Annotated in this window: 24 protein-coding genes and 8 pseudogenes; 13 read left to right on the top strand and 19 right to left on the bottom strand. The window is 69.4% G+C overall.

From position 1 onward, the window contains the following. Positions 1 to 5 precede the first annotated feature (5 nt). Positions 6 to 656 carry a TetR/AcrR family transcriptional regulator gene (locus RM812_RS18075; protein ID WP_311573604.1) on the top strand — a complete coding sequence of 217 codons (651 nt, stop codon included), beginning with the start codon at positions 6 to 8 and terminating at the stop codon, positions 654 to 656. Positions 657 to 665: 9 nt separating this feature from the next. Here the strand turns inward: RM812_RS18075 and RM812_RS43065 are convergent. The 3 genes and pseudogenes from RM812_RS43065 to RM812_RS18060 all read right to left on the bottom strand — a co-directional run. Then, positions 666 to 1084 (bottom strand): annotated as a pseudogene (locus tag RM812_RS43065) (transposase); the annotation flags it as partial. After that, positions 1084 to 1422 (bottom strand): annotated as a pseudogene (locus tag RM812_RS18065) (ISAzo13-like element transposase-related protein); the annotation flags it as partial. The pseudogenes RM812_RS43065 and RM812_RS18065, both read right to left, overlap by 1 nt. A gap of 958 nt (positions 1423 to 2380) precedes the next feature. After that, on the bottom strand, positions 2381 to 3460 hold the full coding sequence (locus tag RM812_RS18060) for a serine hydrolase domain-containing protein (RefSeq protein WP_311573602.1): 1080 nt from the start codon (positions 3458 to 3460) through the stop codon (positions 2381 to 2383). Between the two features lie 629 nt (positions 3461 to 4089). Here RM812_RS18060 and RM812_RS18055 point away from each other — a divergent pair. Then, positions 4090 to 4659, top strand: a complete 570-nt coding sequence (locus RM812_RS18055) for a hypothetical protein (RefSeq protein WP_311573601.1) — start codon at positions 4090 to 4092, stop codon at positions 4657 to 4659. A 467-nt stretch (positions 4660 to 5126) separates the two neighbouring features. Here the strand turns inward: RM812_RS18055 and RM812_RS43345 are convergent. The 5 genes and pseudogenes from RM812_RS43345 to RM812_RS18035 form a co-directional block, all read right to left on the bottom strand. After that, positions 5127 to 5321 (bottom strand): annotated as a pseudogene (locus RM812_RS43345) (transposase); the annotation flags it as partial. 7 nt (positions 5322 to 5328) lie between these two features. After that, positions 5329 to 5626, bottom strand: a pseudogene (locus RM812_RS43340) (transposase); the annotation flags it as partial. Positions 5627 to 5805: 179 nt separating this feature from the next. After that, positions 5806 to 6573 carry an SDR family NAD(P)-dependent oxidoreductase gene (locus RM812_RS18045; protein ID WP_311573600.1) on the bottom strand — a complete coding sequence of 256 codons (768 nt, stop codon included), beginning with the start codon at positions 6571 to 6573 and terminating at the stop codon, positions 5806 to 5808. A 38-nt stretch (positions 6574 to 6611) separates the two neighbouring features. Then, positions 6612 to 7886: an MFS transporter gene (locus RM812_RS18040; RefSeq protein ID WP_311573599.1), complete on the bottom strand. Its 1275-nt coding sequence runs from the start codon at positions 7884 to 7886 to the stop codon at positions 6612 to 6614. Between the two features lie 39 nt (positions 7887 to 7925). Further along, positions 7926 to 8273, bottom strand: a complete 348-nt coding sequence (locus RM812_RS18035; RefSeq protein ID WP_311573598.1) for a cyclophilin-like fold protein — start codon at positions 8271 to 8273, stop codon at positions 7926 to 7928. Here RM812_RS18035 and RM812_RS18030 point away from each other — a divergent pair. Then, positions 8266 to 8502, top strand: coding sequence for a hypothetical protein (locus RM812_RS18030; RefSeq protein WP_311573597.1), 237 nt, complete (start codon positions 8266 to 8268; stop codon positions 8500 to 8502). The genes RM812_RS18035 and RM812_RS18030 overlap by 8 nt on opposite strands. On the opposite strand, the gene RM812_RS18025 is transcribed toward RM812_RS18030, so the two are convergent. Further along, positions 8478 to 9143, bottom strand: a complete 666-nt coding sequence (locus RM812_RS18025) for an SDR family NAD(P)-dependent oxidoreductase (RefSeq protein ID WP_311573596.1) — start codon at positions 9141 to 9143, stop codon at positions 8478 to 8480. The two genes, RM812_RS18030 and RM812_RS18025, sit on opposite strands and share 25 nt — an antisense overlap. Before the next feature lie 245 nt (positions 9144 to 9388). Here RM812_RS18025 and RM812_RS18020 point away from each other — a divergent pair, with 245 nt between their 5' ends. After that, positions 9389 to 10282: a helix-turn-helix transcriptional regulator gene (locus RM812_RS18020; RefSeq protein ID WP_311573595.1), complete on the top strand. Its 894-nt coding sequence runs from the start codon at positions 9389 to 9391 to the stop codon at positions 10280 to 10282. A 62-nt stretch (positions 10283 to 10344) separates the two neighbouring features. Here RM812_RS18020 and RM812_RS18015 read toward each other — a convergent pair whose 3' ends face one another. Continuing rightward, on the bottom strand, positions 10345 to 10707 hold the full coding sequence (locus RM812_RS18015) for a Rossmann-fold NAD(P)-binding domain-containing protein (RefSeq protein WP_311573594.1): 363 nt from the start codon (positions 10705 to 10707) through the stop codon (positions 10345 to 10347). A gap of 394 nt (positions 10708 to 11101) precedes the next feature. Between RM812_RS18015 and RM812_RS18010 the strand changes: the two are divergent. Then, positions 11102 to 11345 (top strand): annotated as a pseudogene (locus RM812_RS18010) (transposase); the annotation flags it as partial. A 185-nt stretch (positions 11346 to 11530) separates the two neighbouring features. Here RM812_RS18010 and RM812_RS43060 read toward each other — a convergent pair. Further along, positions 11531 to 11980 (bottom strand): helix-turn-helix domain-containing protein, encoded by a 450-nt coding sequence (locus tag RM812_RS43060; RefSeq protein WP_394816470.1) that lies wholly within the window; start codon positions 11978 to 11980, stop codon positions 11531 to 11533. A 554-nt stretch (positions 11981 to 12534) separates the two neighbouring features. Here RM812_RS43060 and RM812_RS18005 point away from each other — a divergent pair. Then, positions 12535 to 13878: a hypothetical protein gene (locus tag RM812_RS18005; protein ID WP_311573593.1), complete on the top strand. Its 1344-nt coding sequence runs from the start codon at positions 12535 to 12537 to the stop codon at positions 13876 to 13878. Between the two features lie 75 nt (positions 13879 to 13953). On the opposite strand, the gene RM812_RS18000 is transcribed toward RM812_RS18005, so the two are convergent. Next, positions 13954 to 14250, bottom strand: coding sequence for a GntR family transcriptional regulator (locus tag RM812_RS18000; RefSeq protein WP_311573747.1), 297 nt, complete (start codon positions 14248 to 14250; stop codon positions 13954 to 13956). A gap of 193 nt (positions 14251 to 14443) precedes the next feature. On the opposite strand from RM812_RS18000, the gene RM812_RS17995 reads away from it, so the two are divergent. Then, positions 14444 to 14587 (top strand): hypothetical protein, encoded by a 144-nt coding sequence (locus RM812_RS17995; RefSeq protein WP_311573592.1) that lies wholly within the window; start codon positions 14444 to 14446, stop codon positions 14585 to 14587. Positions 14588 to 14945: 358 nt separating this feature from the next. Here the strand turns inward: RM812_RS17995 and RM812_RS43055 are convergent. The 3 genes and pseudogenes from RM812_RS43055 to RM812_RS17985 form a co-directional block, all read right to left on the bottom strand. After that, positions 14946 to 15096, bottom strand: a pseudogene (locus tag RM812_RS43055) (IS630 family transposase); the annotation flags it as partial. Between the two features lie 309 nt (positions 15097 to 15405). Beyond that, positions 15406 to 16044 (bottom strand): HD domain-containing protein, encoded by a 639-nt coding sequence (locus RM812_RS17990; protein WP_311573591.1) that lies wholly within the window; start codon positions 16042 to 16044, stop codon positions 15406 to 15408. Between the two features lie 120 nt (positions 16045 to 16164). Further along, positions 16165 to 16379: pseudogene (locus RM812_RS17985) on the bottom strand (helix-turn-helix domain-containing protein); the annotation flags it as partial. 52 nt (positions 16380 to 16431) lie between these two features. Here RM812_RS17985 and RM812_RS17980 point away from each other — a divergent pair. Beyond that, entirely contained in the window at positions 16432 to 16914 is a 483-nt protein-coding gene (locus tag RM812_RS17980; RefSeq protein WP_394816469.1) for a transposase, read from the top strand. Here the strand turns inward: RM812_RS17980 and RM812_RS17975 are convergent. Then, a complete protein-coding gene (locus tag RM812_RS17975; RefSeq protein WP_311573590.1) occupies positions 16862 to 17284 on the bottom strand; it encodes a hypothetical protein in 423 nt (140 codons plus the stop codon). The genes RM812_RS17980 and RM812_RS17975 overlap by 53 nt on opposite strands. A 68-nt stretch (positions 17285 to 17352) precedes the next feature. Beyond that, positions 17353 to 18222, bottom strand: a complete 870-nt coding sequence (locus tag RM812_RS17970; RefSeq protein ID WP_311573754.1) for an SMI1/KNR4 family protein — start codon at positions 18220 to 18222, stop codon at positions 17353 to 17355. Positions 18223 to 18445: 223 nt separating this feature from the next. On the opposite strand from RM812_RS17970, the pseudogene RM812_RS17965 reads away from it, so the two are divergent. Further along, positions 18446 to 18670, top strand: a pseudogene (locus RM812_RS17965) (NF041680 family putative transposase); the annotation flags it as partial. Positions 18671 to 18678: 8 nt separating this feature from the next. Here the strand turns inward: RM812_RS17965 and RM812_RS17960 are convergent. Next, positions 18679 to 20772 carry a tetratricopeptide repeat protein gene (locus RM812_RS17960; protein WP_311573589.1) on the bottom strand — a complete coding sequence of 698 codons (2094 nt, stop codon included), beginning with the start codon at positions 20770 to 20772 and terminating at the stop codon, positions 18679 to 18681. A 65-nt stretch (positions 20773 to 20837) separates the two neighbouring features. Continuing rightward, the gene (locus RM812_RS17955) at positions 20838 to 21272 is read right to left on the bottom strand and encodes a hypothetical protein (RefSeq protein ID WP_311573588.1); all 435 of its coding nucleotides are present in this window, start codon (positions 21270 to 21272) and stop codon (positions 20838 to 20840) included. 498 nt (positions 21273 to 21770) lie between these two features. On the opposite strand from RM812_RS17955, the gene RM812_RS17950 reads away from it, so the two are divergent. From RM812_RS17950 to RM812_RS17940, 4 genes are all read left to right on the top strand, one after another. Further along, entirely contained in the window at positions 21771 to 22772 is a 1002-nt protein-coding gene (locus tag RM812_RS17950) for an IS3 family transposase (RefSeq protein WP_394816468.1), read from the top strand. Positions 22773 to 22965: 193 nt separating this feature from the next. Beyond that, a complete protein-coding gene (locus RM812_RS17945; RefSeq protein WP_311573587.1) occupies positions 22966 to 23247 on the top strand; it encodes a peptidase inhibitor family I36 protein in 282 nt (93 codons plus the stop codon). A gap of 755 nt (positions 23248 to 24002) precedes the next feature. Beyond that, entirely contained in the window at positions 24003 to 24308 is a 306-nt protein-coding gene (locus RM812_RS43050) for a helix-turn-helix transcriptional regulator (protein WP_394816467.1), read from the top strand. Between the two features lie 92 nt (positions 24309 to 24400). After that, positions 24401 to 24655: a hypothetical protein gene (locus RM812_RS17940; protein WP_311573586.1), complete on the top strand. Its 255-nt coding sequence runs from the start codon at positions 24401 to 24403 to the stop codon at positions 24653 to 24655. The last annotated feature ends 155 nt before the right edge of the window (positions 24656 to 24810 follow it).

Raw genomic sequence — 24810 nt, 5'->3', positions numbered from 1 at the left:
AGCCGATGGAGGACGACATGCCGCAGTCGAGTACCGCCAGTCGAAAAGTCCGGGCGGCCCAGACTCGTGCCGCGCTGCTGGACGCGGCGCGGGGGCTGTTCAACGATCGCGGCTACCTCAATACGAAGATCACCGACATCACCGCCGCGGCCGGACGCTCGACCGGCTCGTTCTACGAACACTTCGCCGGCAAGGACGAGCTGCTCCAGGCGCTCCTCGCCGAAATGGAGGATGCGATCGACGAGCGCATGGTCGGCCTGGAGCACCCCCGCGACCACGACCTGACCGACCGCGACCAGCTGCGCGACCACCTCGGTGTCGCGTGGACGGTGATGCGGCAGAATCGCCCGGTCACGCTCGCACTGTTTCAGGCGATGGTGGCCGACGACCCCGGCACGGGCCGGGCCTGGCGCGACCTGCGCGAGCAGACGGAAACCATTCGGGAGCATCTGGAGTACCTGGTCGAGCGCGGACACCAGCTGCCCGGCGACCCCGAGTTCATCGCGGCGGCGATAGGCGCGATGCTCGTCACCCTCAACTACGCTGTGCTCGCGTCCCCCGGCGGCGAAGACGACCAGCGCGTCATCGACACCCTCACGGATCTGCTGTTGCACGGGCTGGCCGGACCGGCGTCACATTCGGCTGATGAAGCGTAAGGTCGTGTCCTATGTGGTGAGGCGGACGAGTCGTCTGTAGCAGCACAGGGCGGCGGGCGAGTCCAAGAAAGGCCAGGTAGTTGCCGGGATCGCGTTCGCAGCGGAGGCTGAGCCGACGGTATCCGGACAGCCATGACATAGTGCGCTCGATGACCCATCGGCGGCGCCCTTAATCGTTCGCCGGACTCGATGCCCTTGCGGGCGATGCGCACTCCGATGCGCTTACCGCGGAGCCATATGCGCAGGACAGCCCAGTCGTAGGCGTTGTCCGCATGCAGATGCTGGGGCTTGAAGTACCGGCCGCGGTGGGGTTCGTGTCTCGTTTGGCGACCCTCCACCATCGGCTTCAGTCCTTCACTGTCGTGGGTGTTGTCGACCGAGACACCGACCAGGAGGGGCAGTCCGTTCGTGTCCGACAGGACGTGCATTCGGGCGCGGTCTTCGCGGTCAAGGCCGCGCGGTCGCCGCGGTCCATCCCCGTCAGCATCGGATCGGCCAGCAGGTCGAGCACCCGACGGCGGGCCGTGTCCCGGTCCGTGGCCTGCACGGGATCCTCACCGCGGCAACCTTCGGGGCGGACGGTGTAGTTCCAGGCGCCGTGCGTGTCGTGGTACTCGATCGGCAAGCTCTTCAGCTGGGCCTTACTGACAGCGATGCCCAGAGGGTAGCGGCGGGTGTCGAGCTCTGCGTCGACCTGCAGCCCGCTGCGCGTCCAGGTCGCGGCGATGGACTGGACAACGACGTCGTAGCTGGTCAGCGGCGGGCCAGGCGAGCGGTTCGCGCTGACCGCCACGTCCACTTGGACCGTGGACTGGGAGGTCACGGGCGGCGGCGCGGACTCCGGCCAGTTCACCGAGATCCGCACCAGCATCCTCGGTGTCCGGGTCGGGGAGGTTCAGGTCGTCAACTGACTCCCCACGCGGCGCTGTGACCTGCCGTGGTTGGGAGTTCGACTGTGACGACTGCTGTGACCTACCTCCGCCCCGTGACCACTCGCATCACCACCCCCAGCGCCGTCGACACCCCCACCGCCGTCGACACCGCGACCGCCGACGCCGGCGTCGGTGTGATGGACGGGCCGGGTGTGTACATCGTCACCGTCCACATGAACACCGCCCCCCCACAGCTTCGACGGCTACCAGCCCCACCACCCCCTCGCCCTAGCCACCCACTCCGACGGCACGCTGCAGCGGCTTGTCTTCCGCGCCACCGACCGGATCCGCAGCCACGAGGCTGCTGCCGACGCCGCGTTCACCGTCGGTAACCACCAGGGCCCGACCACACCGGCCAGAGCTGGCCTGCCGACATCCGCTCGGTCTCGGTCGGCGACATCATCAAGGTCACCGGCCCCGACCACTGGATCATCCACCTCAGCGTCGACCCGTTCGGCTTCACCCCGGTCCCTGGACCCACCAGCCTGATGCCGCTCGCCGGGACTCGTGCCACCAGCCACCACTGACCCTGCGCGCCCGTCGGCCGCGCCGGGTCCGTGGGCCCACGTGGCCGCTCCCGCCCGGCCCGGCGGGAGGCGCCCGGCGGCCTGACGCCGGCCCGGCCCGGGTCCCCGGCACCCGGGCACCGTGAGCGCCCCGAACCGCCGTCAGCCCGACGGCGGGACCGGGACGGAAGTCGCTGACGGCGACGGCTGAAATGTGAGCCAGAACCGCTATTCCAGCCTCGCCGACGGAGCCGAGCGATGTGCAGTCCCCGATCCGGCGGTGGGCTCAGGAGCCGACGAGTTCGTCGAGCAGAGAAAAGACCAGCGTGTCGAATGGACGTGCGATATCGCTGTAAGTGTTCACCATCATCATCACTGCCGTTCCGTTCTCCCGGTCGAACGCCGCGCAGGTGCTGAAGCCGTAGGTGCCACCGTTGTGCCAGGTCATCGTCCGGCCGTCGGACAGCGCGCCGAAGTGCCAGCCCAGCCCCAGCCGCCGGCCCGTGGCGGGGTCGGTGAAGTGGTGTCGCTGCGTCAGCTCGATGGCGTTCCGCAGCGGCGAGCGTTCCGGGCGCAGCTGGGCATCCAGGTAGCGGAGCATGTCGTCGACGGTGCTGTACATCGAGGTGCCCGCGCCGCTGAGGACACCGTCGCGCCAGTCGGGAACGGCCTCCCCGCCCATATGGCCGGCGGCCTTGCGGGAAGCCATGTCCGGCCGCAGGGCCGTGGTGGTGTCCCACAGGTCCAGCGGTGCGGCCACCCGGCGCTGCAGCATCGAGTCCACGCCGTTGAAGGCCAGCGCCTGGCCGAGCAGCCCGAAGCCCAGGTTGGAGTACGCGTACGCGCTGCCCGGCTCGTTGTCCAAGGGGGTCTGGCGCAGGCCGGCGGCCAGGTCCTCCAACGTGTAGTGCGCGTACGGGTTGTACGGGTCCGCCTCGGCCAGGAGGTTAGCGGGAAGGGTGGGCAGACCGGAGGAGTGGGTCGCCAGGTCGCGCAAGGTGATCCGCCGGGTTTTCCCGCGGGGGACGGTGAACCCGGACGGCAGGCTGAGCGGAGTGTCAAGGCGCACCGTACCCGCACCCACCGCGCGCGCCAGCGCCGTGGCGGTGAGCGTCTTGCCGATCGAGCCAAGCTGGAACACGGTCCTGCCATCGGGGGCGAGACCCTCCTGGCTGGCACCAGCCACATACCGCCGGTCACCGCGGATGACACCGAATACCGCGCTCGGGGCGCCGGCAGCCAGCGCGCGGTCGAGGTAGGGCCGCACCTGCGCGGCCAAGCCCCCTCCGGCCGCCATGGCCTTGGCCGGTAACAGTGCCACACCGGCCGCGGCCGCCGCCGTGCCCAGCAGCCTTCGTCGATCCACGGTCCACTCCTTCGTCGCTCGGTACGGCGTGCGAACGCGCACGCCGAGATTGAGTCAAGCGGCTTCAGCCGCCAACATCAACAGGGTCCCGAACCCAGCAACCTGACCCTACGGCCGGGACCCGCGCCACCAGACGCCGCTGACCCCCCGCTTCGCCGCCAGGGCCGAGGGGCCGCCCCCCCCGCCCGCGTCCGCGCGGCCCGGCGGGTGCACCCGGCGGCCAGACGTCGGCCTGAGGCCCCGGCCCCCGCCCGGACACGGCGACCGCCCGGGACCGCCGTCGTTCATGCGCGGCCCACAAAGCTAGTGTCCTGCGCCAGTAGTTGATCGTTACCTGAGGTTGTCGTCGTGGTGTCGTCGGTGTGAGCCCTGTTCCGGTGAGGCATCCGTCGATGATGTCGCTGCGGTACTGGATCTGGCGGAGGCCGTGTCGGAGCCCCGGCGTACGAGGTGGCTCGGGTCGGTGAAGGCCGTTCCGGTTGCGCTTCGATCGCCCCCCTCAGGGGCGGTTTGGCGTCCAGAGCAGGTCAATGCCTGTCGGGGGCTGTGACACTCGGGTGGCTGCGGGGGATGACCTGACCATCGGGGCGGGAGCCGTCCGCATGCTTTCAGTCGACCAAGGGAGAAGCGTGGCGAACGAGCTGAAGTACGGCGACCAGGTCCACCTGCAGAACGGCTACAACAGCTGGGCGGGTGGTTACCTGGACACCAACGGCCACAGCAGCGACGGCGGTGCGAAGTACGCGGTGTCGACGGCGGACTCGCCCACGCGGGGAGAGGGCACTGGAACCTGGCAGATCCTCTCCGCCGCCGGCAAAGCCGTTGGTGCCGACGTGGTCAGTGGGGACCTGGTTTACCTGCGGAACCTCTACGGCGGTGACGGCGGCTACCTCGACACCAACGGGCACGCGACCGCCGACCAGAAGAACAGCGGCGGCAAGTACAACGTCTCGACGTCCAAGGACCAGGACCGCGCCCCCGGTACGGGCCGCTGGCGTCTTTTCGCCCAGGCGTCCAGTCCCGGTGATCAGCATGTCCGGCCTGGCGACGTGATCCACTTGTGGAACACCTACGGCGACAACGGCGGTTTCCTGGAGACGAACGGAGGCGGACCTGGCGGCGGCAAGTACGACGTGTGCACCAACGCCTACTACAACCGGGCCCAGAACGTCGGCGACTGGAAACTCCACCGCGCGTAAGCCGGCACCGGCGTCGCTCACCACCGTGGCCCGTCCAGCACCTCTGAAGGAGCAGGGCGGGTGCGCGGCCTTCGACCGGGAAGCACCGCCGTCTCTCACCTCTGACACGTCGACGCCGGAGCCCGGCCCAAGCCGCGCACGGGTCGCGCGCGTGGGAGGCGGTGGACTTCGGCGAGCGCCCAATGGTGCTCCTGACAGCGGGCGCCGGCCGGGCCCGAGCGGAGCACCGGGAGCCGGCGGAACCGGGCCGGTACTGTCCGCAAGCCAGGGGCCCAGCGCCTCGAGAACGCCGACCGGCTCGCCATCGTCTTGGAGGACATCGCCACCGACGGCCTGCCCTCGGTGAAGGACTGCACGTCGTGGGAGGGGCTGCGTGAGGCCCGCCTCGCTCGGCTCTGCTCGTCAGTGCCCGGCCGTCGCCTGATGCCACCGCTACAGAGTGCTCTCGCTCAATGACAGCGCCGGCGATCGACCTGCCAACCGACGAGAATGTGGCGGGTGCCCTCCACGGGCACCGCCATCAGCACGTACATCGGAGGGCTCGCGACCTGCCCGTCCCTGATCTCGACGTTGATGGCGTCCACGAACAGGACCGGACAGACACGGTCCAGCGGCCGGCTCTGCTATTCGGCCATGCCGTCCATCACCCTGTCGGTGATGCACCATCTAGTCGACGCCGGTCAGACGCCGCTGCCGCTTCTTGACGATCTGCGGCTCGAAGCTGCCGGACACATCCCGGGGCACCCTGACCTCGACGGGGCCGACGTCGGTCAGCACGGTCTTCACCCGGGTGCCGTTTGCGGCTGTTGCCGTTGTTCTTCCCGGCCGGATCGTGCTTCTCGTGGCCGAGGTGACCGATGATCTCGCCCTCCAGGCCAGACTCCAGCACCCGCTTCGTCAGCATCTGCAGCAGCCTGCCCTCGCCAGTCAGATGCAGTCCCTCCGTACGGGCGCGGTTCACCAGCATTGCGATCAACTGCTCATCCGTCGCCGTACTCGACGGCGCCTGCACCGGCTCTCAGCGGGCTCAGGCTCAACGACGGTGTCGGTCATCTCCGGCGTCTCCTTGATCACAGATCCGCCGTTGATGAGACACTCCCGACGTGAGCAGTTCAGCGCGTATGCAGTTCCCGTCGCCGGGAGCGGTCACTGGGCGGTGTAGCCGCCGTCCACGGGGAGGGCGATGCCGGTGACGTAGCTGGCGCCGTCGCTGCACAGCCACAGGACGGCCTGTGCGATCTCGTCGGCGGTGCCGAGCCGGTCGATGGCCTGCCCCGCTTCGGCCTCGCTGCGGGCGAGTTCTCCGCCTTCGACCATGGCGTCGACCATGGGGGTGCTGATGGTGCCGGGGCAGACGGCGTTGATACGAACACCTCGGGAGCCGTACTCGAGGGCGGCGCTCTTGGTCAGGCCGATCACACCGTGCTTGGTGGCGTGGTAGGCGGCGCGACCAGGGTTGCCGACGAGTCCGCCGAGGGATGAGCAGTTGACGATCGCTCCACTGCCCTGGGTGCGCATGTGGCGCAGCTCGTGCTTCACGCTCGCCCAGATGCCGCGCAAGTTGATGTTCTGGACGCGGTCGAACTGCTCCGCGCTCTCGTCGGCGGCGTCGGTGGGCGGGGGCATGATCCCGGCGTTGTTGTAGGCCATGTCGAGGCGGCCGAAGGTCTCCACGGTGCGGTCGACAGCGGCGGCGACCTGGTCCTCGTCGCTGACGTCGCAGACCAGGGCGAGGGCCTTGTGGCCGTCGTCGGCGAGCTGCTTGGCCGCGGCGTTCACGGCGTCCTCGTTGATGTCGGCGAGCGCGACGGCCGCCCCGGCTTCGGCGAAGGCGCGGGCGGTGGCCAGACCCATGCCGGAGCTGGCGCCGGTGACGAAGGCAACCTGGCCGGTGAAGTCGTAGGTGGGGTTCATGACGGTTGCTCCCAACGAAGTTGCAAAGGCAGGGAAGTTCAGCGCGCGGAGGTCATGGTGGCGTTCGCGGCCTGCTGCTCGCCGGTGCCGGCGCCGGTGGTGTGCTGGGCGACGATGCGGGAGGAGCCGGTCGCGTTGCTGAGGGCGAGGGCGGCCAGCGGCAGCAGGGTGAGCGCGGCGAAGGCGGCGCCGACCAGGGCCGGACCGGTCAGGCCGAGGGAGGAGTCCAGAGCCCGGCCCGCAGCGAGGGAGCCCGCGGCGATGCCGGTGTTGTAGGCGGAGGTGGTCAGTGCCGAGGTGAGGGTGGGGGCGTCGCCGGCGAAGCGCACGGCGAGGGAGGTGACGACCGGGTTGACGGTGAACCCGGTCAGCGCCATCAGGAAGACCAGGATCACGGCGGGCACCGGGCTGTTCGAGGCCGGGATCAGCGCCAGGAGGGTCACGGCGGAGGCAGCGGCTGCGGTGATCGCCGTGGCCACCGGGCGGCGGTCCCCCAGACGGCCGCCGATGGCGGTGCCGCCCAGCGCGCCGATACCAAAGGCGATCAGCACCAGCGGCACGGCCCCGGCCGGGATGCCCGCACGGTCGGTCAGCAGCGGCGTGATGTACGTGTAGGTCGCCAGGACTCCGCCCATGATCAGCACGGCGGCGGCGAGCGCCAGCCACAGCCGACTCTGCCGAAGGGCGCGGACCTCGGCCCGTACCGACACCTCGGCCCGCTGGTCGGTGCGGGGGATGAACCGGCCGACGAAGACGGCTGCCAGGGCGGCGAGGACGGCCAGCGCCCAGAACGGGCCGCGCCAGCCGGTGTACTGGCCGACGAACGAGCCGATCGGAACTCCGACCACGTTGGCCAGCGTGAGGCCGCCCATCATCACGCCGACCGCGCGGGTGGAGCTTGCTGGGCCCGCGGCGGCGGTGGCGATGACGAAGCCGACGGCCCAGAACGCGCCGGTGGCCAGCGCGGTCACGACCCGGGCCGCGAGGACCACGGTGAAGGAGGTACTGAGTGCGGCTACGACGTGGCCGAGGGCGAAGACGGCGAGTGCGCCGATGAGGGTGTGGCGCTGAGGCAGGCGCAGGGTGGCCATGGCCATCGTGGGCCCGCCGACGATCATGCCGACGGCGAACGCGGTGATCAGCAGTCCGGCGTGCGACACGCTCACGTTCAGGTCGGTGGCCATCTCGGGCAGCAGACCGGCGATGACGAACTCGGTGGTGCCCAGCAGGAACGTGCCGGCGGCGAGCACCCAGACGACGAAGGGCAGTCGGCTGGAAGCGGGCCCGGTGGCGGACCTGGTGGCGGAGGACATGCGCATACTTCTTCCCGTACGAGGAGGGGGTGGGCGGGGTCAGGAGGCCGCTTCGATGGTGATCCGTTCGGCCTTGGACAGCTGGTCGGCGTCGGCGTCGATGTGGCCGAGGATCAGCAGGTCGGAGGAGGCAGAAGGGCCGCCCTTGTAAAAGACGGCGAGGTTGCCCCAGGGCGCGTAGTAGGTGAGATCCCCGGTCTTGGCGGCTTGCGGTTCGGGGGCGTCTTCGGTGGTCAGCTTGCGCGGCGGGTCGGCGATCCGCTCGGTTCCGTGGAAGTCCTCCAGGTCCAGGGTGAGCGGGAGCAGGGAGGCCAGGTCGCGGGCGGCGGGGCTGTCGTTCAAGGTCGCGTCGACGGGCCGGCCGTCGAGGGTGACGCGGATGTCCATCGATGTGTTCCTGTTCGAGCCGGAGGGACTGGCGGACGCCGCGGGCTGCTGCGGCGCCGCCGGCGACGTGGAGGAAGCGGGTGCGGTCGAGGGGTTCTGCTGCGACGAGTCGGAGCAGGCGGTCGTGGCCAGCAGAAGAGCGCCGGTGGCGGCGGTGCCGACCACGGCCCGGCGGAGGGGGAAGGTCATGCGTGCCGTCCCCGGTCAGTCGGGCATCGGCTCGGCGTAGTGCCTGAAGCCGTCGCGGTCGGTGTGCAGGGCGTACAGCCGTTCGGCCAGCACCTCGGGGCTGGAGGTGGCGGAGTCGGGGTGGATCGCGCCGGGGACGATGAGCTGGGCGGCGTGGATGTCTTCCGGTGCGAGCGCGGTGTGCAGCATCTCCGCGTACGCGCTCTCGCCGGCGAACGCGATGGAGGTCCCGGCCACGCTGGGCTTCGAACGGACGGCGCTGCCCCCGTTGACGAACAGCAGCGTGCCCCGGCCCAGCTCCCGCATCCCGGGCAGAACCGCGTTCACGCAGGTGACAGGAGCCTTCACCGAGAACGCCAGCGGGGCGTCCAGGTCGGCCGCGGTGGTCTCCAGCACCGGCTTCATGAAGTCGGCCCGCGGCACCGGGCTGTACTGCAGGATCTCCACGGGCCCCAGATCCCCGGCCGCCGCGATCAGGGCCTGGGTCAGCGTGTCGGGGTCGAGGACGTCGGCGGTGTAGCCGCGGGCCTGGATCCCGTCGCTGTCCAGTGCTGCCACCAGATCGTCGAGGCGATCGGCGTCGCGCGCGAGGAGTGCGACGCTGTGGCCCGCCTTGCCGAAGCGGCGAGCTGCGGCCAGGCCCAGACCGGGGCCTGCGCCTACCAGCGCGAACGTGGTCATCGTGAGTCCTTGGGCTGAAAGAGGTGCGGAACGCGGCACGGGGTGGCCGGTCCCGCTCGGGAAGAGGCTCGGGCGGCGGACCGCCACAGCCGGGTGCGGAGCCCCGCCTTCCCGCACCCGAAGGCCGGGTGGAGGAGCACCACGCCTTCCAGGTAACCCCCTCTTCACGCGCACAGCGAGTCACTGGCAAAGGGTGTACTGGCAGTACATCCCTGTGGCGGCGTGCGGGACGTACCGTCGAGGACATGGACAACCGTGAGGAGGTCCGCGAGTTCCTGACCTCGCGGCGCGCAAAGATCACCCCCGACCAGGCCGGACTGCCCCCAGGCTCCCGGCGCCGCGTGCCGGGCCTGCGCCGCAGCGAGGTCGCGGCGCTGGCGGACATGAGCGTGGAGTACTACTCGAAACTGGAGCGCGGCAACCTCGTCGGCGTCTCCCCGTCCGTTCTCGAGGCCCTCGCCCGCGCCCTTCGGCTCGATGATGCCGAGCGCGCCCACCTGGTGAATCTCGCCCAGGCCGCTGACGGCTCCGACGCCCTCACCCGTCCCCGTCGTCGGCGCACGAAGGACCAGTGGAAGCCGCACCGCAGCCTCCAATGGGCTCTGGACGCAATCACCGCCGGGCCCGCGTTCGTCCGCAACGGTCGCATGGACGTCCTCGCCTCCAACCAGCTCTTCCGCGCCTTCTACACCGACCTCTACGCCACGGTCGGCAACCAGCAGAACCTGGCCCGCTTCACCTTCCTCGACCCCGCCGCCCGCCGCTTCTACCCGGACTGGGACGCCTTCGCCGACGTCACCGTCGCCATCGTGCGGGCGGAAGCCGGCCGCAACGCGCACGACAAGGACCTGCACGACCTGGTCGGGGAGCTGTGCACCCGCAGTGACGCCTTCCGCACCCGGTGGGGCGCGCACAACGTCCGCCACCACGGAACCGGCACCAAGCACTTCCACCACCATGCCGTCGGCGACCTCACCCTCGCCTTCGAGGGCCTGGAGATGGCCGCCGCCCCCGGTCTCACCCTCACCATCTACACCGCCGAACCCGGCTCACCCTCCGAGGAGGGACTGCACCTGCTCGCCACCTGGGCCGCCACCCAGGAAGCCGACACGGACACCGAACGGTCGATGACCAGCTGAGTGTCCATGACGCCGGACCCTGTGGAGTTCGGCGCCGTCGGCGCATGACTCGTCTGCCCCTGTCAGGGCTGTGTGGCCTTCAGCGCCACGCAGCCCCATCGCAGGGTGGACGTCGCCCTCCGGTTCGCGGTGGAAGAAGAACTCGCCGGATCCTCGGCTCGCAGGCTCTCGGCCAGCCCAATCCGGGTCTGGTAGCCGGCACGGAGGTCGTCGGGGGTGTACGGGCCGTTGACGAACCCCATCTTGGTCGGCACCCAGCCGGGGGCCACCGCGTTGACACGAAGCGCGTTGACGTTCAGCTTCTCCGTGTTCGACACGCCGTACTCCCCGGCGTTGTGGCCGATGACGTCGAACGCCCCCAGCTTGTTGATCCGGGCGGCGAGCCTGCGCGTCTCGTCCAGGTTCTTCGGGTCCCTGGTGACCACGGCCTCCAGCCCCGACCGGTCCCGCGTACGTCCGCCGCCCGCTGGTCATTGCGTGCGTGGGCGACGACCCGGTGTCCTCGCGCCAGGAGATGGGCGACGGTGAGCTGGCCCAGACCACCGGTGGAGCCGGCGGCCAGAATCCGCTTGGCGTCCTTCGCGGGAAGGCGGCGGATGTTCTCCCCGGATGCAGCACAGCTCGTCGGCGACTTCCTAACCACGAGATGACTCGTTGACACCCAACTTAGTCGCCGCGGGTCAGCATCCTGCGCCCGACTATCTTCGCTGTCAAAGGACACCCGGCCGAGGAGGACAGCGGGACAGGATGCCCGCGAGCAGGGGCTGGTCGAGCAGGTGAGGGCGAGGACGCAGGCAACTCACGGACGAGCAGTGGAAGTTGATCGAGCCGTTCCTGCCGGTAGGCGAGTACGGCCCGTACCCCGAGTGGCTGCGGGAGCAGTTCGAGGGGGTGATCTGGAGGTTCAGGACCAGCGCGCGGGGAGGAGATGCCGGCCGAGTTCGGGCCGTGGCCGACCGTCTATGGACGCTTCCGGGTCTGGCGGAATGCCGCTGTCTTCACCGCCCTGCTGGAGGGCCTGATCGCTGAGGCGGCCCGCGCGGGCAGGGTGGACTCGTCCCTAGCTAGGCGGGCACGTGCACGGAGATGATCGTGGGTCCGCTGGCGACGGGGGCACGGAAACACCGTTTGAGGACGTGGAAGACGTCATCGGGCTGCACCCTCTTGCGGATGGTCTGACGCGTGCACTTGCCTGGACGCCCCACGTCGGGCTCGTGCAGTCCGCGGTCCCGATTCCGTTGCCCGGCGTCAGGGCCGTGTCAACGGCTTGCTCGCCGGACAGTTTCTCCAGCTTCCGGGCGGTGGCCTGGGTGGGAGCGGCGATGATGCGTGGACGGTGGGCGAGACGGCGATGCCGGTCGTGACGGAGATGGCCCAGAGGGTGGGGCTGCCGGCGCGAGGTGCAGGAAGCGCAGCGCGGAGGCGAGGGTGTGAGGGCGGGGGCTGGTTGTCGCGGCGGGCGTTGGACGATTCCCAGACCCTGCGTAAGACCTCGGGGTCGGCGCCGCAGGCGCGGGCGATCGAGCAGGCGTGCCTCCAGGAGGGGAAGCGTTCGCCGGACATGACGCGGGAGAGGAAGCTGGGGGAGAGCTCGGTGCTGCCGGCCCGCGTGCGCAGGCTGAGGCCGGAGGCGCGCTGGAGGCTGCTGAGGACGGTGGCCAGGTCGCGGCCGCCGGTGGCGGGCAGCGCGCAGGGCACCGGGGCCGGTGCGGGGGTGGGGGATGAGTGGCTGCCTGTGCTGTCCTCGCCGGCCCCACGGCACCGTCCGGGGCCGTGGGGTCGGCGGTGCCGGCCGCGGGAGCCGGGTCCTGCCGAGGCCGGGCCTGCCAGCGTGGGTCGCGGCACGGCGGGCACCTAGCGGTGGCCGGTGCGGCGGGCGGGCAGGGAGAACTTCTTGCGCGCGGGGTCCCCGGTCATGCCCAGCAGGGCGCCGATCTGGTCCCGGGTGGCCCCGCGCAGCTTGGTTCTGGCCCATGTGGGGGTTGAGCTTCTCGGCGAGGAGCTGCAGGCGCCACCATCTGCTGAAGCGGCTCGGACACGGGCCCGTCCGCCGCGATGAGACGGGCTGGTACCCGCGCGACGGACGCTCGATCCACCTCAACGCGGTCTCGCAGCGGCAAAACACGGTCACCGTCCACTACCGCAGCCCTTGACAGACCTGATGGGGAATCAGTGACGCCGGGAACGGCACGGAGCCGTGTCAGTGCCGTGCCGTAGGTTGCCGGGTATCAGGCGTTCCCGGCGACGAGGGGATGAGGGTGCGCAGGCCAGTTGAGGGCGAAGTCCACGTTCACTACGGCCAGATCTACGTCCAGAGTGATCCGGACGGCTTCGGCCCGGACCTCGCGGAGTCTTTTGCCGGGCAGAGTGCCGGGCTGTGCGGGGCCGCGGTACCGGGCGCGCTGTGGTTGTCGACCGGGCTGCACACGGGCAGCGTCGGCTTCACCGTCGAGGTGCACGACCAGGCCCCACCGCTGGATCCGGCGTGGGAGGACGTCGTGGAGACGTCCTTCCGCCCCGTCTCGGCCGGCAGCGCTCTCGTGCAGTGGGCGGGGGAGGCCTCCTGGGACCTCGACCTGGAGGAGACGGACTACCGGGTGCGCTACTGCGCCCGGGGCATGGACGAGGCGCATCGCCAGGACACCCGGCTGGACGATGAGCCGCAACTGGACTGCTATCTGCTGCAGTTCTGGCCTGCTCCGCCCGCACCGGACCGTGTCCTGAAACAGGCCTCGGCGACTGCCGCGTACTGGCACAACTACGCCCGTCGGCAGTCCACTCCGCCCACACCGGCCGAACGTGCCGAAGCCGAACGCCAGGCCCGCCTCGCGCAGGAACAAAACGAAGAAGAACGTCGGCTCGCCCACGAGCGGTGGCAGTGGGGCGGACGATCGCCGAGCCAGGCCCTGCGCGAGGTCGGTGGCAACGTGCGCGGTCTGCGCGCCTTCGATCCGGCCCTCGTCCACGCCATCGACGCCGCCGGCCCCGAAATCCAGCGGGCAGCGGCGCTGCTGGCCGCGCGCCGCGCCTGTGAGGCGGCTGGGCTCACCGGCCTCGACTGGATCGTCGCAGGGCTCACCGCCTTGGCCGAGGGCCGCCCGCTGCCGCCGCCCCTCGACGACCCGGCCCAGGTGTGGCGGGCTCTGGAAGCGGACCCGCGGGTCCCCGACAGGACCGTCGGCCAGGCCGTTCCGCCCGAGCGGCCCCCCTTCCAGCCACCCGCCCGCAGCGACGCGCACAGGCCGATGCCCAAGCCCACCGCGCTCCCGCGGATCACAGGTCCCGCGGCCGCCCTGGTGAAGTCGCCGGACCGTGCCGCACCACCGGCACCGCGGTCCGGGGGAGTGATGCCGTACACGATGAGGGTCACGTTCGGCGAGCCGGACTTGTCCCTGCGGATGTCCCAGCCCCACATGGCCCTGACCGCGCTGCTCGGCGCCGCCGAAGCCGACCCGCTTCAGGCGGCCCTGGACGCGGTGTACGCGGCCGTGACCGCCTACGGCGAGGACTACCGGACCCTCCTGCAAGAGATCCGGTCCGCCTGCCGGGAGCTGCGAAGGGACCCCGATTGCGGCCCCGTGCCACCGGCTCTATGACCTTGGGACAGCCGCACCGCACCGGGCCGGTACGGGGGAGTTCGCGCCGGCCGGAGCCCAGGACGTACGGCACGCTCACAGGGGATGAGGCAGGTGTCGAGCTCCCGGCTGGGGTGGGTGCCCCTGTGGCCGGATGTGCCTCAGGGCATCGCGCAGTGCCTCCTCCAGGACCTCGTCGCGGTTTCGCTCGCTCACCGAGTCGAGGGGCAGGGGATCGGCGACGAAGCTGCCCCTGCCCTGCACGACATGGACCAGGTCCTCGGCGCGCAGCACGTGCAGGGCAGCCCGCGCCGTCATGCCGGCGATGGCGTACTGCTGCTGCAGGCTGCGCACCGCGGGCACCCGCTCATCCGGTTTCAGCCGGTCGGACAGGATCTGCCGTCGCGCAGGTCCGCCGTGCTCATCGGTCCTCCTCGGCAGGGTTGCGGCGTGGCCGGTTCGGTTCCCGGCCGATCTGCGCGAGGACCTGTCCGATCTCCGTCTCGCCCGCCAGGCGTCCGTGCAGGTACGCCTAGCGCAGGAACGCGTCGGGCGTGCGCGGCTGGGCCCGGCGGAACCGCATCATTTGAGCGAGCTGTTCATCGCGGAGCTGCGGCGTCTTCAGTGGGAACGGATCGCCCAGCTCATGGCCAGGGAGGAGGTGGCCGCGTACGTGCCCTCTCACGACTTCGTGCGGTCTGCTACGAAGAGCAGCGTCTGCAGCGGCTGATGCGCGATGTAGTTCAGGCCGAGCGGTCGGGGATCGCGGCTCCTGTGATCTGCCGGTATCGCGTCTACCGGATCGTGGCCCAGCCCACCTCCGACGGCCCCCTTCCCGGCCTGTAGTCACCTACCGTGCACCTGATGGCCGCAACACTCGACGACGCGGCAGCGAAAGCCCGGTCGGTCCGCGGGAGGGACGGCGGCCTCTGCGAGCACGGCCGATACCGTATCGCTTCCGTCGAACAAGCCCTTCCCGAGCCGGGAGAACTGTGTTGACCCAGCTCCCAGAACGCCGGGCAGAGCCGTGGACACCGGTGCATGAAGCGGTGGGGGCGAGTGACCACGAGACGCTCGCCGTGCTCCTGGGGCTTCGGGTCGGTGTTCCCTGCAGCGATCCAGGCACGGATGTCCTTCTGCGGGGCCTGGCCGCTTTTGTGGACGCCTCGTCGTATCCGCTTGTTGGTCAGCTCGGCGAACCACCGCTCGACCAGGGTTGAGCCAGGACGATCCGGTGGGTGCTGTTGCTTCGAGCGGTTCGAAGTGTGCGTCGACACCTGTGTTGTCGGTACGGTCCCCGTCGCGTATGGAGTCGCGGCCCTGAAATCCGCGCCCCGAGTCATACAGGTGGGCGTCCTGGGCGAAGGAGGCGGCGAAGGCTTCACTGTCGCCGCGGTTCGTGGCGTTGATGAACGCGCCGACAGCGGCTGGGACGTCGACTGCGGCCATGGCGATCCGTCTCAGGTGGGCGGACGGGAATGGCCCTGCCGGGTGGCACGGGGCGACCTCGTGGTGCTCGTGGCCCGGCAGGGGTGACGGATCGCGCGCTTACTCGGGCCAGGCGGAGTTCTCGATGACGTCCACGAAGTCGGTGCGTCGGAAGCCGGGAACGAAGTGTTCCAGTACGTCCGCGTTCACCGTGCCGAAGGTGGTGTCCGGACGGTGCTTGAAGCCGTCCGTGAACGCCTGGAGGATCTGCTTCTTGAAGTCGGGGCGGGGATGCGCGGCGGTGACCGCATCGATCTGTGCCTGGGTGATGTTGGCCAGATTCAGACCAAGCACATCCGTCTCGACACCGGCCGTGGTGGCCGCGACTTCGGGCGCCATCTTGTACGGCACCTCCGGCGTGGTGTGCAGGGCGATGGCCGTCCACACGGTGTCCGCGTCGGCCTCGGCGATACCGTGGGTGAGCAGGAACGCCCGCGCCTGGTCGGCGCCGTCCATCTCGAAGCGCTGGTCGTCGCTGCGGTAGGGCGGCACCAGACCGGTGTCGTGGAAGAGCGCGGCGACGTACAGCAGCTCTCGGTCGGGACGGATGCCCAGAGTGACAGCCTGAAGACTGCCGAAGAGGTAGACCCGGCGCGAGTGGTGGAAGAGCAAGGGCGGGGTCGTGTCGCGAATGAGGTCGGTGGCCTCGCGCGCCAGCTTGCTGTCGGGGATCTCGATGCCGGCGATTTCTTCTGCCATGACTGCCTCCCGGAGGGTGTTCGTCGTGTGTCCTTCCACTCTGCGTGCAACGGATCGCCGACGTCCGGTACTGGATGGCCATCAGTGCGTCGAAAGCGGCCATGAATCTGTGTGGCCGTCTCAGTCGGTGGTGGCTGGCGCGCGACCGACCGGTGAGGTGGTGGAGAAACGGTGCTGGTACCGGGTGGGAGAGATGCCGAGATGACGTGCGAAAGACCGGTGCAGGCTCTCGTAGCTGGAGAAGCCCGACAGGGCGGCGGCCGCTGTGGCGTTGTGTCCGGAGCGTCGAGCAGGGCCTTGGCCGTGTCGAAGCCAATCAGCTCCACATAGGTCATACGCGAGGGCCGCGAGGCCGAGCCCACGGCGGGGATCACCGACGCGCAGTCGGTGCGTGCCGCCGCGATGGTGCCGACCGCCTCACGCGGCTACGACGGCGGAAAGAAGGTGCCGGGCCGCAAGCGGCACACTGTGACCGACACCCTCGGTCGGCTCCTGGTCGTCGCGGTCACTGCCGCGAACATCGGCGACCGGGACGCCGCGGCGGACCTGCTGGCCCGGCTGCGCCGCCTGCACCGCGATATCACCCTCGTCTGGGCCGCAGGCGGCTACACCGGCTCCCTCGTCGGCTGGTGCCGGAACAAACTCGCCCTGACGTTGGAGATCGTCAAGAGCACCGACGACATGACAGGGTTCGTGGTGCTGCCGAGGCGGTGGGTGGCAGAGCGCACGTTCGCCTGGTTGATGAACTTCCGCCGTCTGGCCCGAAACTACGAGACCCTGCCCGCCACCAGCGAGGCGCTGACCCTGTGGTCGATGGTCACGCGGATGAGCCGGTGTCTGGCACGGCCACGGGCCGCCGGCCGGCACTGAAGACCCCCGACGCATCCAGGGCGAGCCACCCGCGCTCCGCCAGGCGCCGGGCTTTCGACCGCAACCCCTCGACCTTCGCCGGCGTCGCCCCCAGGCCCAGCTCCACCGCGATCTCCTTGGCTCGAAGCGGCGGCCCGTGACCCATAGAGCGCTGCTGTTCCAGCACGCCCACAATCCGCTGACAGTCCGGCGCCAAAGCCGTCACCCGCAGCCCTTCCCGCCGGGGCAGCACCGTCGAGCCCGGCACCGGCGCGAGCGACGGCACAGCCTCCTCCCCCGCCTCGGTCGTGGTCACGGCAGTGGACCCGGCCGCAGAGACTGCCAGGGCCTCGATCAGTTCCTCCCGCGCGATCACCCGCCGGTCCAGCACGCTCGGCTGGCAAACCCCAGCCGAGCGACCAAGTCAGGGAAGCGACGAGCACCTGATTCAGGGAATGGCTACCAGTGCCACGTAATGCCGCCGTCGGCGGCGGTCTCCTCGCGGACCGTCTCGGCGTGATGCTTCCAGACTGGCATCTCTCGCTCGGCAGTCACGCGGAGCCAGTCCGTGAAGGATGCGCAACTGCGGACGGGAGTGTCTGCGTGCTCGCCTTCGGAGTACGACCAGACCTCGGGATCGGGGCCGGAGCCTCGCATGAAGTCGAACTGATAGCCCTGGTGCATGGAGAAGACGCGGTCGGTGACCTCGAAGTGGAAGGGTGATTCGTTCTCTTCGAGAAGCTCGCGGGCAGCCGTCCCCAGGCCAAGAATGCGAGGGTGGTAAACGTCCGTCCCCTGCATGAAGCGCCCCGCACCACCGCCGATCAGGGAAAGGAACTCTCGGTAGGCATCTGCCAACGGAGCCTGTTGATCACGCTCTACCGCCAGGACGGCCTCGGCCGGCAGACCATGAAGCTGATCGAGGCGGGCTGTGGTGCCGTCGGTGATCGCGTCGACTACAGCCCGGACCCGCTGCTCCGGCGGCAGCAGGCCAGGTTCATTCCATGCCGTCGGCAACGGCATCGCCGGGCTCTCGTCTTGGTGCCGCTTCCACGACATCTCGCACCCCCGCTCTGTCTGTGATCGAGAGCTTACGTGTATTCCGATCCGGCCCAGGGTGGGTTGACGTCGTTTCAGGTTCACTCGTTCGGCCATTGCCTGGTCGGCGTAGTGCTTTTCTTCGAGCTCGATGGGGCTGAGGTAGCCGAGCCGCTTGTGGATGCGGCGGGGATTGCAGAAGCCGTCGATGTGCTCGAAGAGCGCGAGATTCGCCTCGGCCCGGGTTGCAAGACGCGGCCGCGGATCCACTCGGTCTTGATCAGCATCCACAGGTTCTCCGCCAGGGCATTGTCGAAAGAGTCGCCGACCGAGCCCATGGACGCTTGTAACCCTGCTCTGACCAGGCACGTTGTGAGCTTGATGGATGTGTATGGGGCGAGTTCAACCGGTCGTTGCAACACCGGGCTGCAGTAGTGAGCGTAGCTGCTCCTCGAAGACCTCGGTCGGGGTCTTCCAGCCGAGGATCTTGCGGGGTCGGTTATTGATCGCCAGGGAGCGACCCGCCGCACCCCGGCGCCTCACCCCGGCCCGCGTCCGCCGGGGGCTTCGCAACGTAGGCGCGACCACGGACCGTCCGGTGGCCGCACCGAAACCCTCCAAGCCGGGTCCGGGACGGCCTCCCGGCTCGAAGAACAAGCACCGGGCCACACGCCACGACGTCGGCAAGACGGTCAAACGCGCCGGGTCTGTCAAGGAACACCAAGCGCGCCGAGGATAACCGCCAAGCTAAGGCGTTCGAGGTGACGGTGTCTCACCTGTAACCGCGTCGCGGCAGGCGGTCGCCAGGTTGGCGCGGGCGATGGCCGTGCGGGGATGGTCAGGGCCCAGGACCTGTTCACGGTCGGTGAGTGTCCTTTCGAACAGGGGGAGGGCGCGTTCCAGGTCCCCCGCCGCCTGGTAGGCGAGGGCAAGGCTACTGCGGTAGAGGATGGTGCGGGGGTGGCGAGGGCCGAGGACCTCCTCGCTGGCTGCGAGGGTCTGTTCATGAAGGGGGAGGGCGCGTTCCGGATCCCCGGCTTCCTGGTAGGCGTCGGCGAGGTTGCTGAGAGAGTTGAGGGTCTCGGGATGACGCGGCCCGAAGGACCGCTCGCAGACGGTGAGGTTCCGTTCGTGGAGCGGGACGGCGCGGAGCGGCTCCCCGGCCGCCTGGTAGGCCAGGGCCAGGCTATTCCGGGCGACGAGCGTCTGTGCGTGTTCAGGCCCCAGGAGCCGTTCGCGGTCCGCGAGGACTTGTTCGTTGAGGGGAATGGCTTGGGCGAGGTCCCCGTTCTCCCGGTAGGCGCCGGCCAGATTGCGCCGTGCGGAGATCGTGTCGGGGTGGTGTGGGCCAAGGACCCGTTCGCGATCGGCGAGATTGCGTTCGTACAGCGCCACCGCGTGTTCCAGGTCCCCGGCCTCCCGGTGGGCCCTGGCCAGGTCGTGGCGGGCGTCGAGGGTGGCGGGGTGAACGCTCCCCAAGTTGCCCAAGCACGACGTGTACGCCCACGTGGTCAGAGCTACGGCCCGGGAGAACTGTCCCTGCCCGCGGAAGAATTGCGCGGCGACCGAGCACAGGTCCGCGACGGCCAGAGAGCCCCGCTCCGGAGCACAGTGCGCGATGAACGCCTCAATGTGCGGTGCCAGGGCTCGACAGCGCGGCCAGATGGCGACGTCCACCACGGGATCCCCCTCGGGGAAGGACTCGACGAGGGTGGCGACGGCCCTGTTCCGGGCATCGGCGATGGCCGTCGGCGAGCGGTGGGGATCGCCGGGCCCGGGGGTACGGGAGAGCGCCTGGACGAGCCGGTGTACGGCGATACTCTCACCCGTGAGTGTGATCATGCTGAAGTCGGCCAGCGCCGCCAGCGCCTCGTCCGCCTCGCCGGGGTTTCGCACCGCGGCGGCGGGGAGTGTACGCGGGATACCGACGGGAGCGAGCCAGGCCAGCATCCGCAGCAGCGGGAGGGCCGCGGCACAGCGGTCTGCGAGGGTGTCGAGGGTCAGGCGCCAGGTACGCGCGACGGTGATGCCGTGCGGGTCACCGTGCCCGTTGACGTCGAGCAGGTGCTCCGCCTGGGCGTGGAAGCGCTCCATATAGGTTGAGTGCGAGATCGCGGTGCGTCGGATGTGGGCACCCGCGTGCTCCAGCGCCAAGGGGAGGTGCCCCAGCACCTCGGCCAGGGTCTCGACGACGGGATCCTCGCTCCCGCTGACACGACGCAACAGCTCGGCTGACGCCCAGGGGGCGAGGACACCGAGATGGAGCGGCGAGACGCCCGTGACCGCATGCCAGCCGTGCGTACGGCGGCTGGTGATGAGGCAGTTGCTGCGCTCCAAGCGGGCCAGAGAACCGGCCAGCTCCTCCGGTCCTGTGGCGTTGTCGAAGATCAGCAGAGCGCCGGGGTGGGTCTCGGCCCAGGCCAGGCCCCACTCGGCGAGCACGGGCGAGGAGAGGGCACCCAGCTCGGTGCCAGGGTTGAGCCGCCGGGTGAGTTGGGCGAAGGACTCGGTTAGGGAGTCCGGGGTCTCGGCATTGATCCACCACACCGCCGGATGGCTGGCGCGGCGTCGGTGGGCCCAGCGCAGCGCGAGCGTGGACTTGCCCACGCCGCCCAGCCCTGACACGGCCTGGGTAACCACCTGGGCGCTTCCCCCGCTGTGCTGCCGCACCGCCTCGTCCAGCAGCTCCAATTCTTCCTCGCGCCCGACGAAGGTGTGGGGCACGGGACGTGGCAGATTGCGCAGACCGGGCCTGGGCGGCACGGACTCCGGTAGCGGGAGCGTCGGAGTGGGCGGGGCGACCGCGTCGCCGGTGTGGATGACACCGAAGTTGTACTGCACGGCGGGGGAGCGCGCGCCCGATGTACTCGGTCCCTCGCCCCCGGGGAGCGGGGGTTGCGGTGCCATTACGGGCGGGTGTCGCCGGTGTGGATGGTGCCGAAGTTGTACTGCACGGCGGGGGAGCGTTCGCCAGACGAGGTTACGGCGACCGTCGCGGGGGCCACGGGGAGTTCCCAGGTGGCGATCTCAGCCGCGAGGGCCGGGGCGTCGTGTAGCAGGCGCTCGATGCGCGTCCGCACCACGGAGGCCATCTCCGCACTCTGAGGGGCCCCGGCAGCGTCGATCACCGCCCGGATGAAGTCCTCCCGTGCGGGACCAGAGTCCCCGTCCTCCTCTCCGTCGCGCCTAGTGAGACGGCGCAGGAGCCTGCGCCCGAACGAGAGCGTCGCATCCGTCGCATGCTCCTCGGCCCGCGTCAGCACCGCGCTGCCGTAGGCGGTGATGGCGGCCAAGACGAAAGGGGTGATCTCCTGCGCGGTCTGTGCTGCTTCATCGAGCATGCAGGCCCTCCCCGGGGCGGCGATCAGATCTCGGACTGACGCTCCTTTGGTTCTACCCGCCGGCCCGAGGCTCCACTCAGCGGCCTTGGCCGCAGGCCGCCGGGGCTGGCACCCGTTGACGGGTCGGCCTTCCCTAAGCCGAACCCGCGTCTTACCGTGAAATCTACGCGACTCGGTCGACGGGGACATGTGCTGAGCGGGTCGCACGCCGGTTTCTCAACTTCCATTGGAGGTTTGGCTCATGAGCGAGGACCAGCAGAAGAAGCTCAAGAAGAAGAAATCCAACAGCAGTATCAAGGACAATAAGTGACCTCTGGTTGTCCTGAACTCTCCGGACGCACGCTGATTGAGCATCGATTCTCTCTGCCGACGTCCTAGACGAACACCTCTCACCGGTCCCGGAGGGTCGGCATCGGTGAGAGCTCGCTTTCGCCACCACGGCGGAGAGGGCCGGCTGGGGTCTCGTCGGCTCTCCGGCGAACGCTCGACGAACCGACCGTGTGGCGGCTGCTGCAGCCGCTGGCCAAGCGGTTTCTCGTCGGCGTGGGCCGCCAGTTCCGAGAGTCCGCCGTGGTGCCGGGTCCGTCAACGGGTGAATTCCGAACACTCCACGCGCCTGCAGTTCGTCACGATCATCGTGGCGCCTTCCGCGTCAAGCGGCTGTGCCGGAGCCTGGCCGTCTCGCGGTCCGGGTTCTACCGGTGGATCACCGGTGCGGACGCGCGGGTCGGGCGGGTCCGGGCGGATGCTGACCTCGCCGAGCGGATCACCGCCATCCACGCCGAGTCCGACGGGACTTACGGCGCCCCGCGGGTCACCGCCGAGCTTCGCGACGCCGGAGGACGCGTCCATCACAAACGCGTCGCACGGGTCGTGCGTGCGCGAGGCATCGTCGGCTTCCCCCTGTGCAAGAAGGACCGCACTGCTATCCCCGAGCCATCGGCGAAGCCGGTTCGCGACCTGCTACGGCGTGACTTCACCGCGAAGACGCCGAACACGAAGTACGTGGGCGACATCACGTATCTCCCCGACGGGAACGGCCAGTTCCTCTACTTGTCGACGGTGTTGGACCTGTGCTCGAAACGCCTGGCGGGCTGGTCGATCGCCGACCACATGTGGACCGGGCTGGTCACCGACGCGATCAAGGCTGCGGCGGCGGCCCGGGGTACCGGCGGCCTGCGCGGAGTGATCTTCCACAGCGACAACGGGGCGCAATACGCCTCGAAGGAGCTCGCCCAGGTCTGCACCGACCTCGGCGTGGTCAGATCGCGCGGCGCGGTGGGCACGAGCGCGGACAACGCCGCCGCCGAGCCGTTCAACGCGACCATGAAACGCGAGACGCTTCAGGGAAGGAAACGCTGGCCAGACTCCCGTGCGGCCGGCCTCGCGGTCTTCCGATGGGCCACCCGCTACAACACCAGGAGGAGGCACTCCAGCATCGGCCAGATCAGCCCGAACGCCTTCGAACAACGATCAGTTACGCTGACTACCGCCGCATGAACCGGTGTCCACGATCTCGGGTCAAGCCCTGGGCAGTAGGAGGCGGGACCATGGCCGCGCTTCCACAGATACCAACGCGCAACAATGGGAAAGGGTAGTCATGAACCTGGCTTTCAAGACCTCGGCAGTAGGAGCAGTCCTCGCCTCCACCGCCGTACTGGCGGCTCCGGGAATCGCATCGGCTGATGAACCCGTGACCCGCTGTGAAGAAGGCCAGATCTGCCTCTACGACGGCCACAACCTCACCGGGGACAACCTGCAGCTCCAGTATCGGGTGGACATCCCCAACGTCGGCTGGGCGTGGAACGACCGAGCCAGCTCGGTGTGGAACCGTGGCGAGGGGTTCGTCTGCATCTACACTGATGCCGACTACCGCGGCTACCACTACACCATCCCGCCGGGTGAGAAGCAGGAACTACTGTTCCTCTACGACAACGCAGTGAGCTCCCTTGAGTACGGCGGCTGCGGGGGCTGAGCCGACCGGCTGACCGAACCCCTCCACCGCCCGCCCCGCCAGGACCGCTGGGAGGCGAGGCTTGCCTCCCTCGCACGCGTGTTTACGCGTGCACCTTGGGCCGGACCGGACCGGGGACCGCCCGGCCGGGGTAGATGACCGACCGCCGCCCGCTGGGCACCGGACCCACTCCCGCCGACAACCCTGGCGAACCGGAGCCGCGTCCGGCCGCCGAACGCCGCGTACTCGGGGGTGGCCCCGCCACCCTGGCATGAAGCAGCTCCCCACCCTGGGTCGACGTGGGGAGCTGCTTCACGTCGGCGGGTCTGCGCCAGTACCCCCACTTGATCACCGTCGCCATCCGGAGGGCAGCGACGATGAGTGGAGACTGTAAATCGCTCGGTGTAACTCCCGATCGTGGAGGATGCATCGATGACCAGTGAGAACGTGTAGGAGCCCGAGGCCGTTGAGCCCGCGAAGGCTGTGTCGGCGAAGGCCGTGGACCATCAGCTGATCGACGTGCTGGTGGGCCGTGCCCAGGCCGAGGGCCTGCAGCTGACCAAACGGTCGCTTCTGTCGACGATCTTGTGATCCGGACGGCTGGCCTCATCAAGCACATAGAGCCTCCATCGAACCCAGAGCGGTTCACCTAGACCTCCTGGCGTCCGTCTTCGCCGCTGTCTGGAGGCTGAGGAGGCGCTGAGCCCGGAGGCCGCCGGAGTGCCCTGCGGGGTCAGATCAGTGCGTTCGTCGAGCAGCACCTCGCCGACCCGGCCATGACTCCCCAGGCGATCGCGGACGCCCACCACATCTCCCTGCGCCACCTTCAGCGACTGCTCGCCAAGAACGATACGTCGCCGGCAGTCTGGATACGCCACCGCCGATTGGAACGCTGCCGCCTCGACCTGGCCAATCCCCAACTGAACGCCCGCCCGATCCAGGCCATCGCCGCCCGCTGTGGCTTCTCCAACCCCACACACTTCAGCTGCCTCTTCCGGACTGCGTACGGGGTATCGCCGCAGAACTACAGGAAACTGCCGTCCAAGTCGTGCGTGAATCGGCAACACTCCTGCGGGGAATGACAAGGACGCATGCTGTTGTCCTCGGCATTCTGAATGTCAACACCCGAACATGGGCACTCGGGCCCGCCGAAAACGACGAAGGAAGGACGCACATGCGCGTTCGTATCTTGCTCACTGGCATAGCTCTGGGGGCCACCGTGCTGGCGGGCGGCGCCGCCACTGCACAGGCGGCTCCGGCGACCTCCGAGACCATCGCGTCATCGACTGCCGCGGCCGCGGGCCGTTGGGTGTATGACGGCAGCTACTCCGAAGCGGCGTGCTACTCGCTGGCGGCCTCCTACGCCGGACCCGCCTACTGCACCCCGAACGGTAGCAAGTATGCGCTCTACATCTGGGTCGAGGACTAACCTCGCCGTTTCACTTGGGTACGCCTGACTTTGGGGCGGAAACGCGAAAGTGCCTTCCTGACCTGGGACGATGAACCTTGCTGAGGGGTTCTGTCGGTCCAGGCGGAGGGCACTTTCTACGTGCAGGGTATCGGGTTGCGTCCCAAGGTCCATGT

This window comes from Streptomyces lancefieldiae (assembly GCF_031845825.1).
GTDB classification, from domain to species: Bacteria; Actinomycetota; Actinomycetes; order Streptomycetales; family Streptomycetaceae; genus Streptomyces; species Streptomyces lancefieldiae.
The sequence above is the reverse complement of the archived record's forward strand: the minus strand, read 5'-3'. Positions and strand labels throughout refer to the sequence as shown.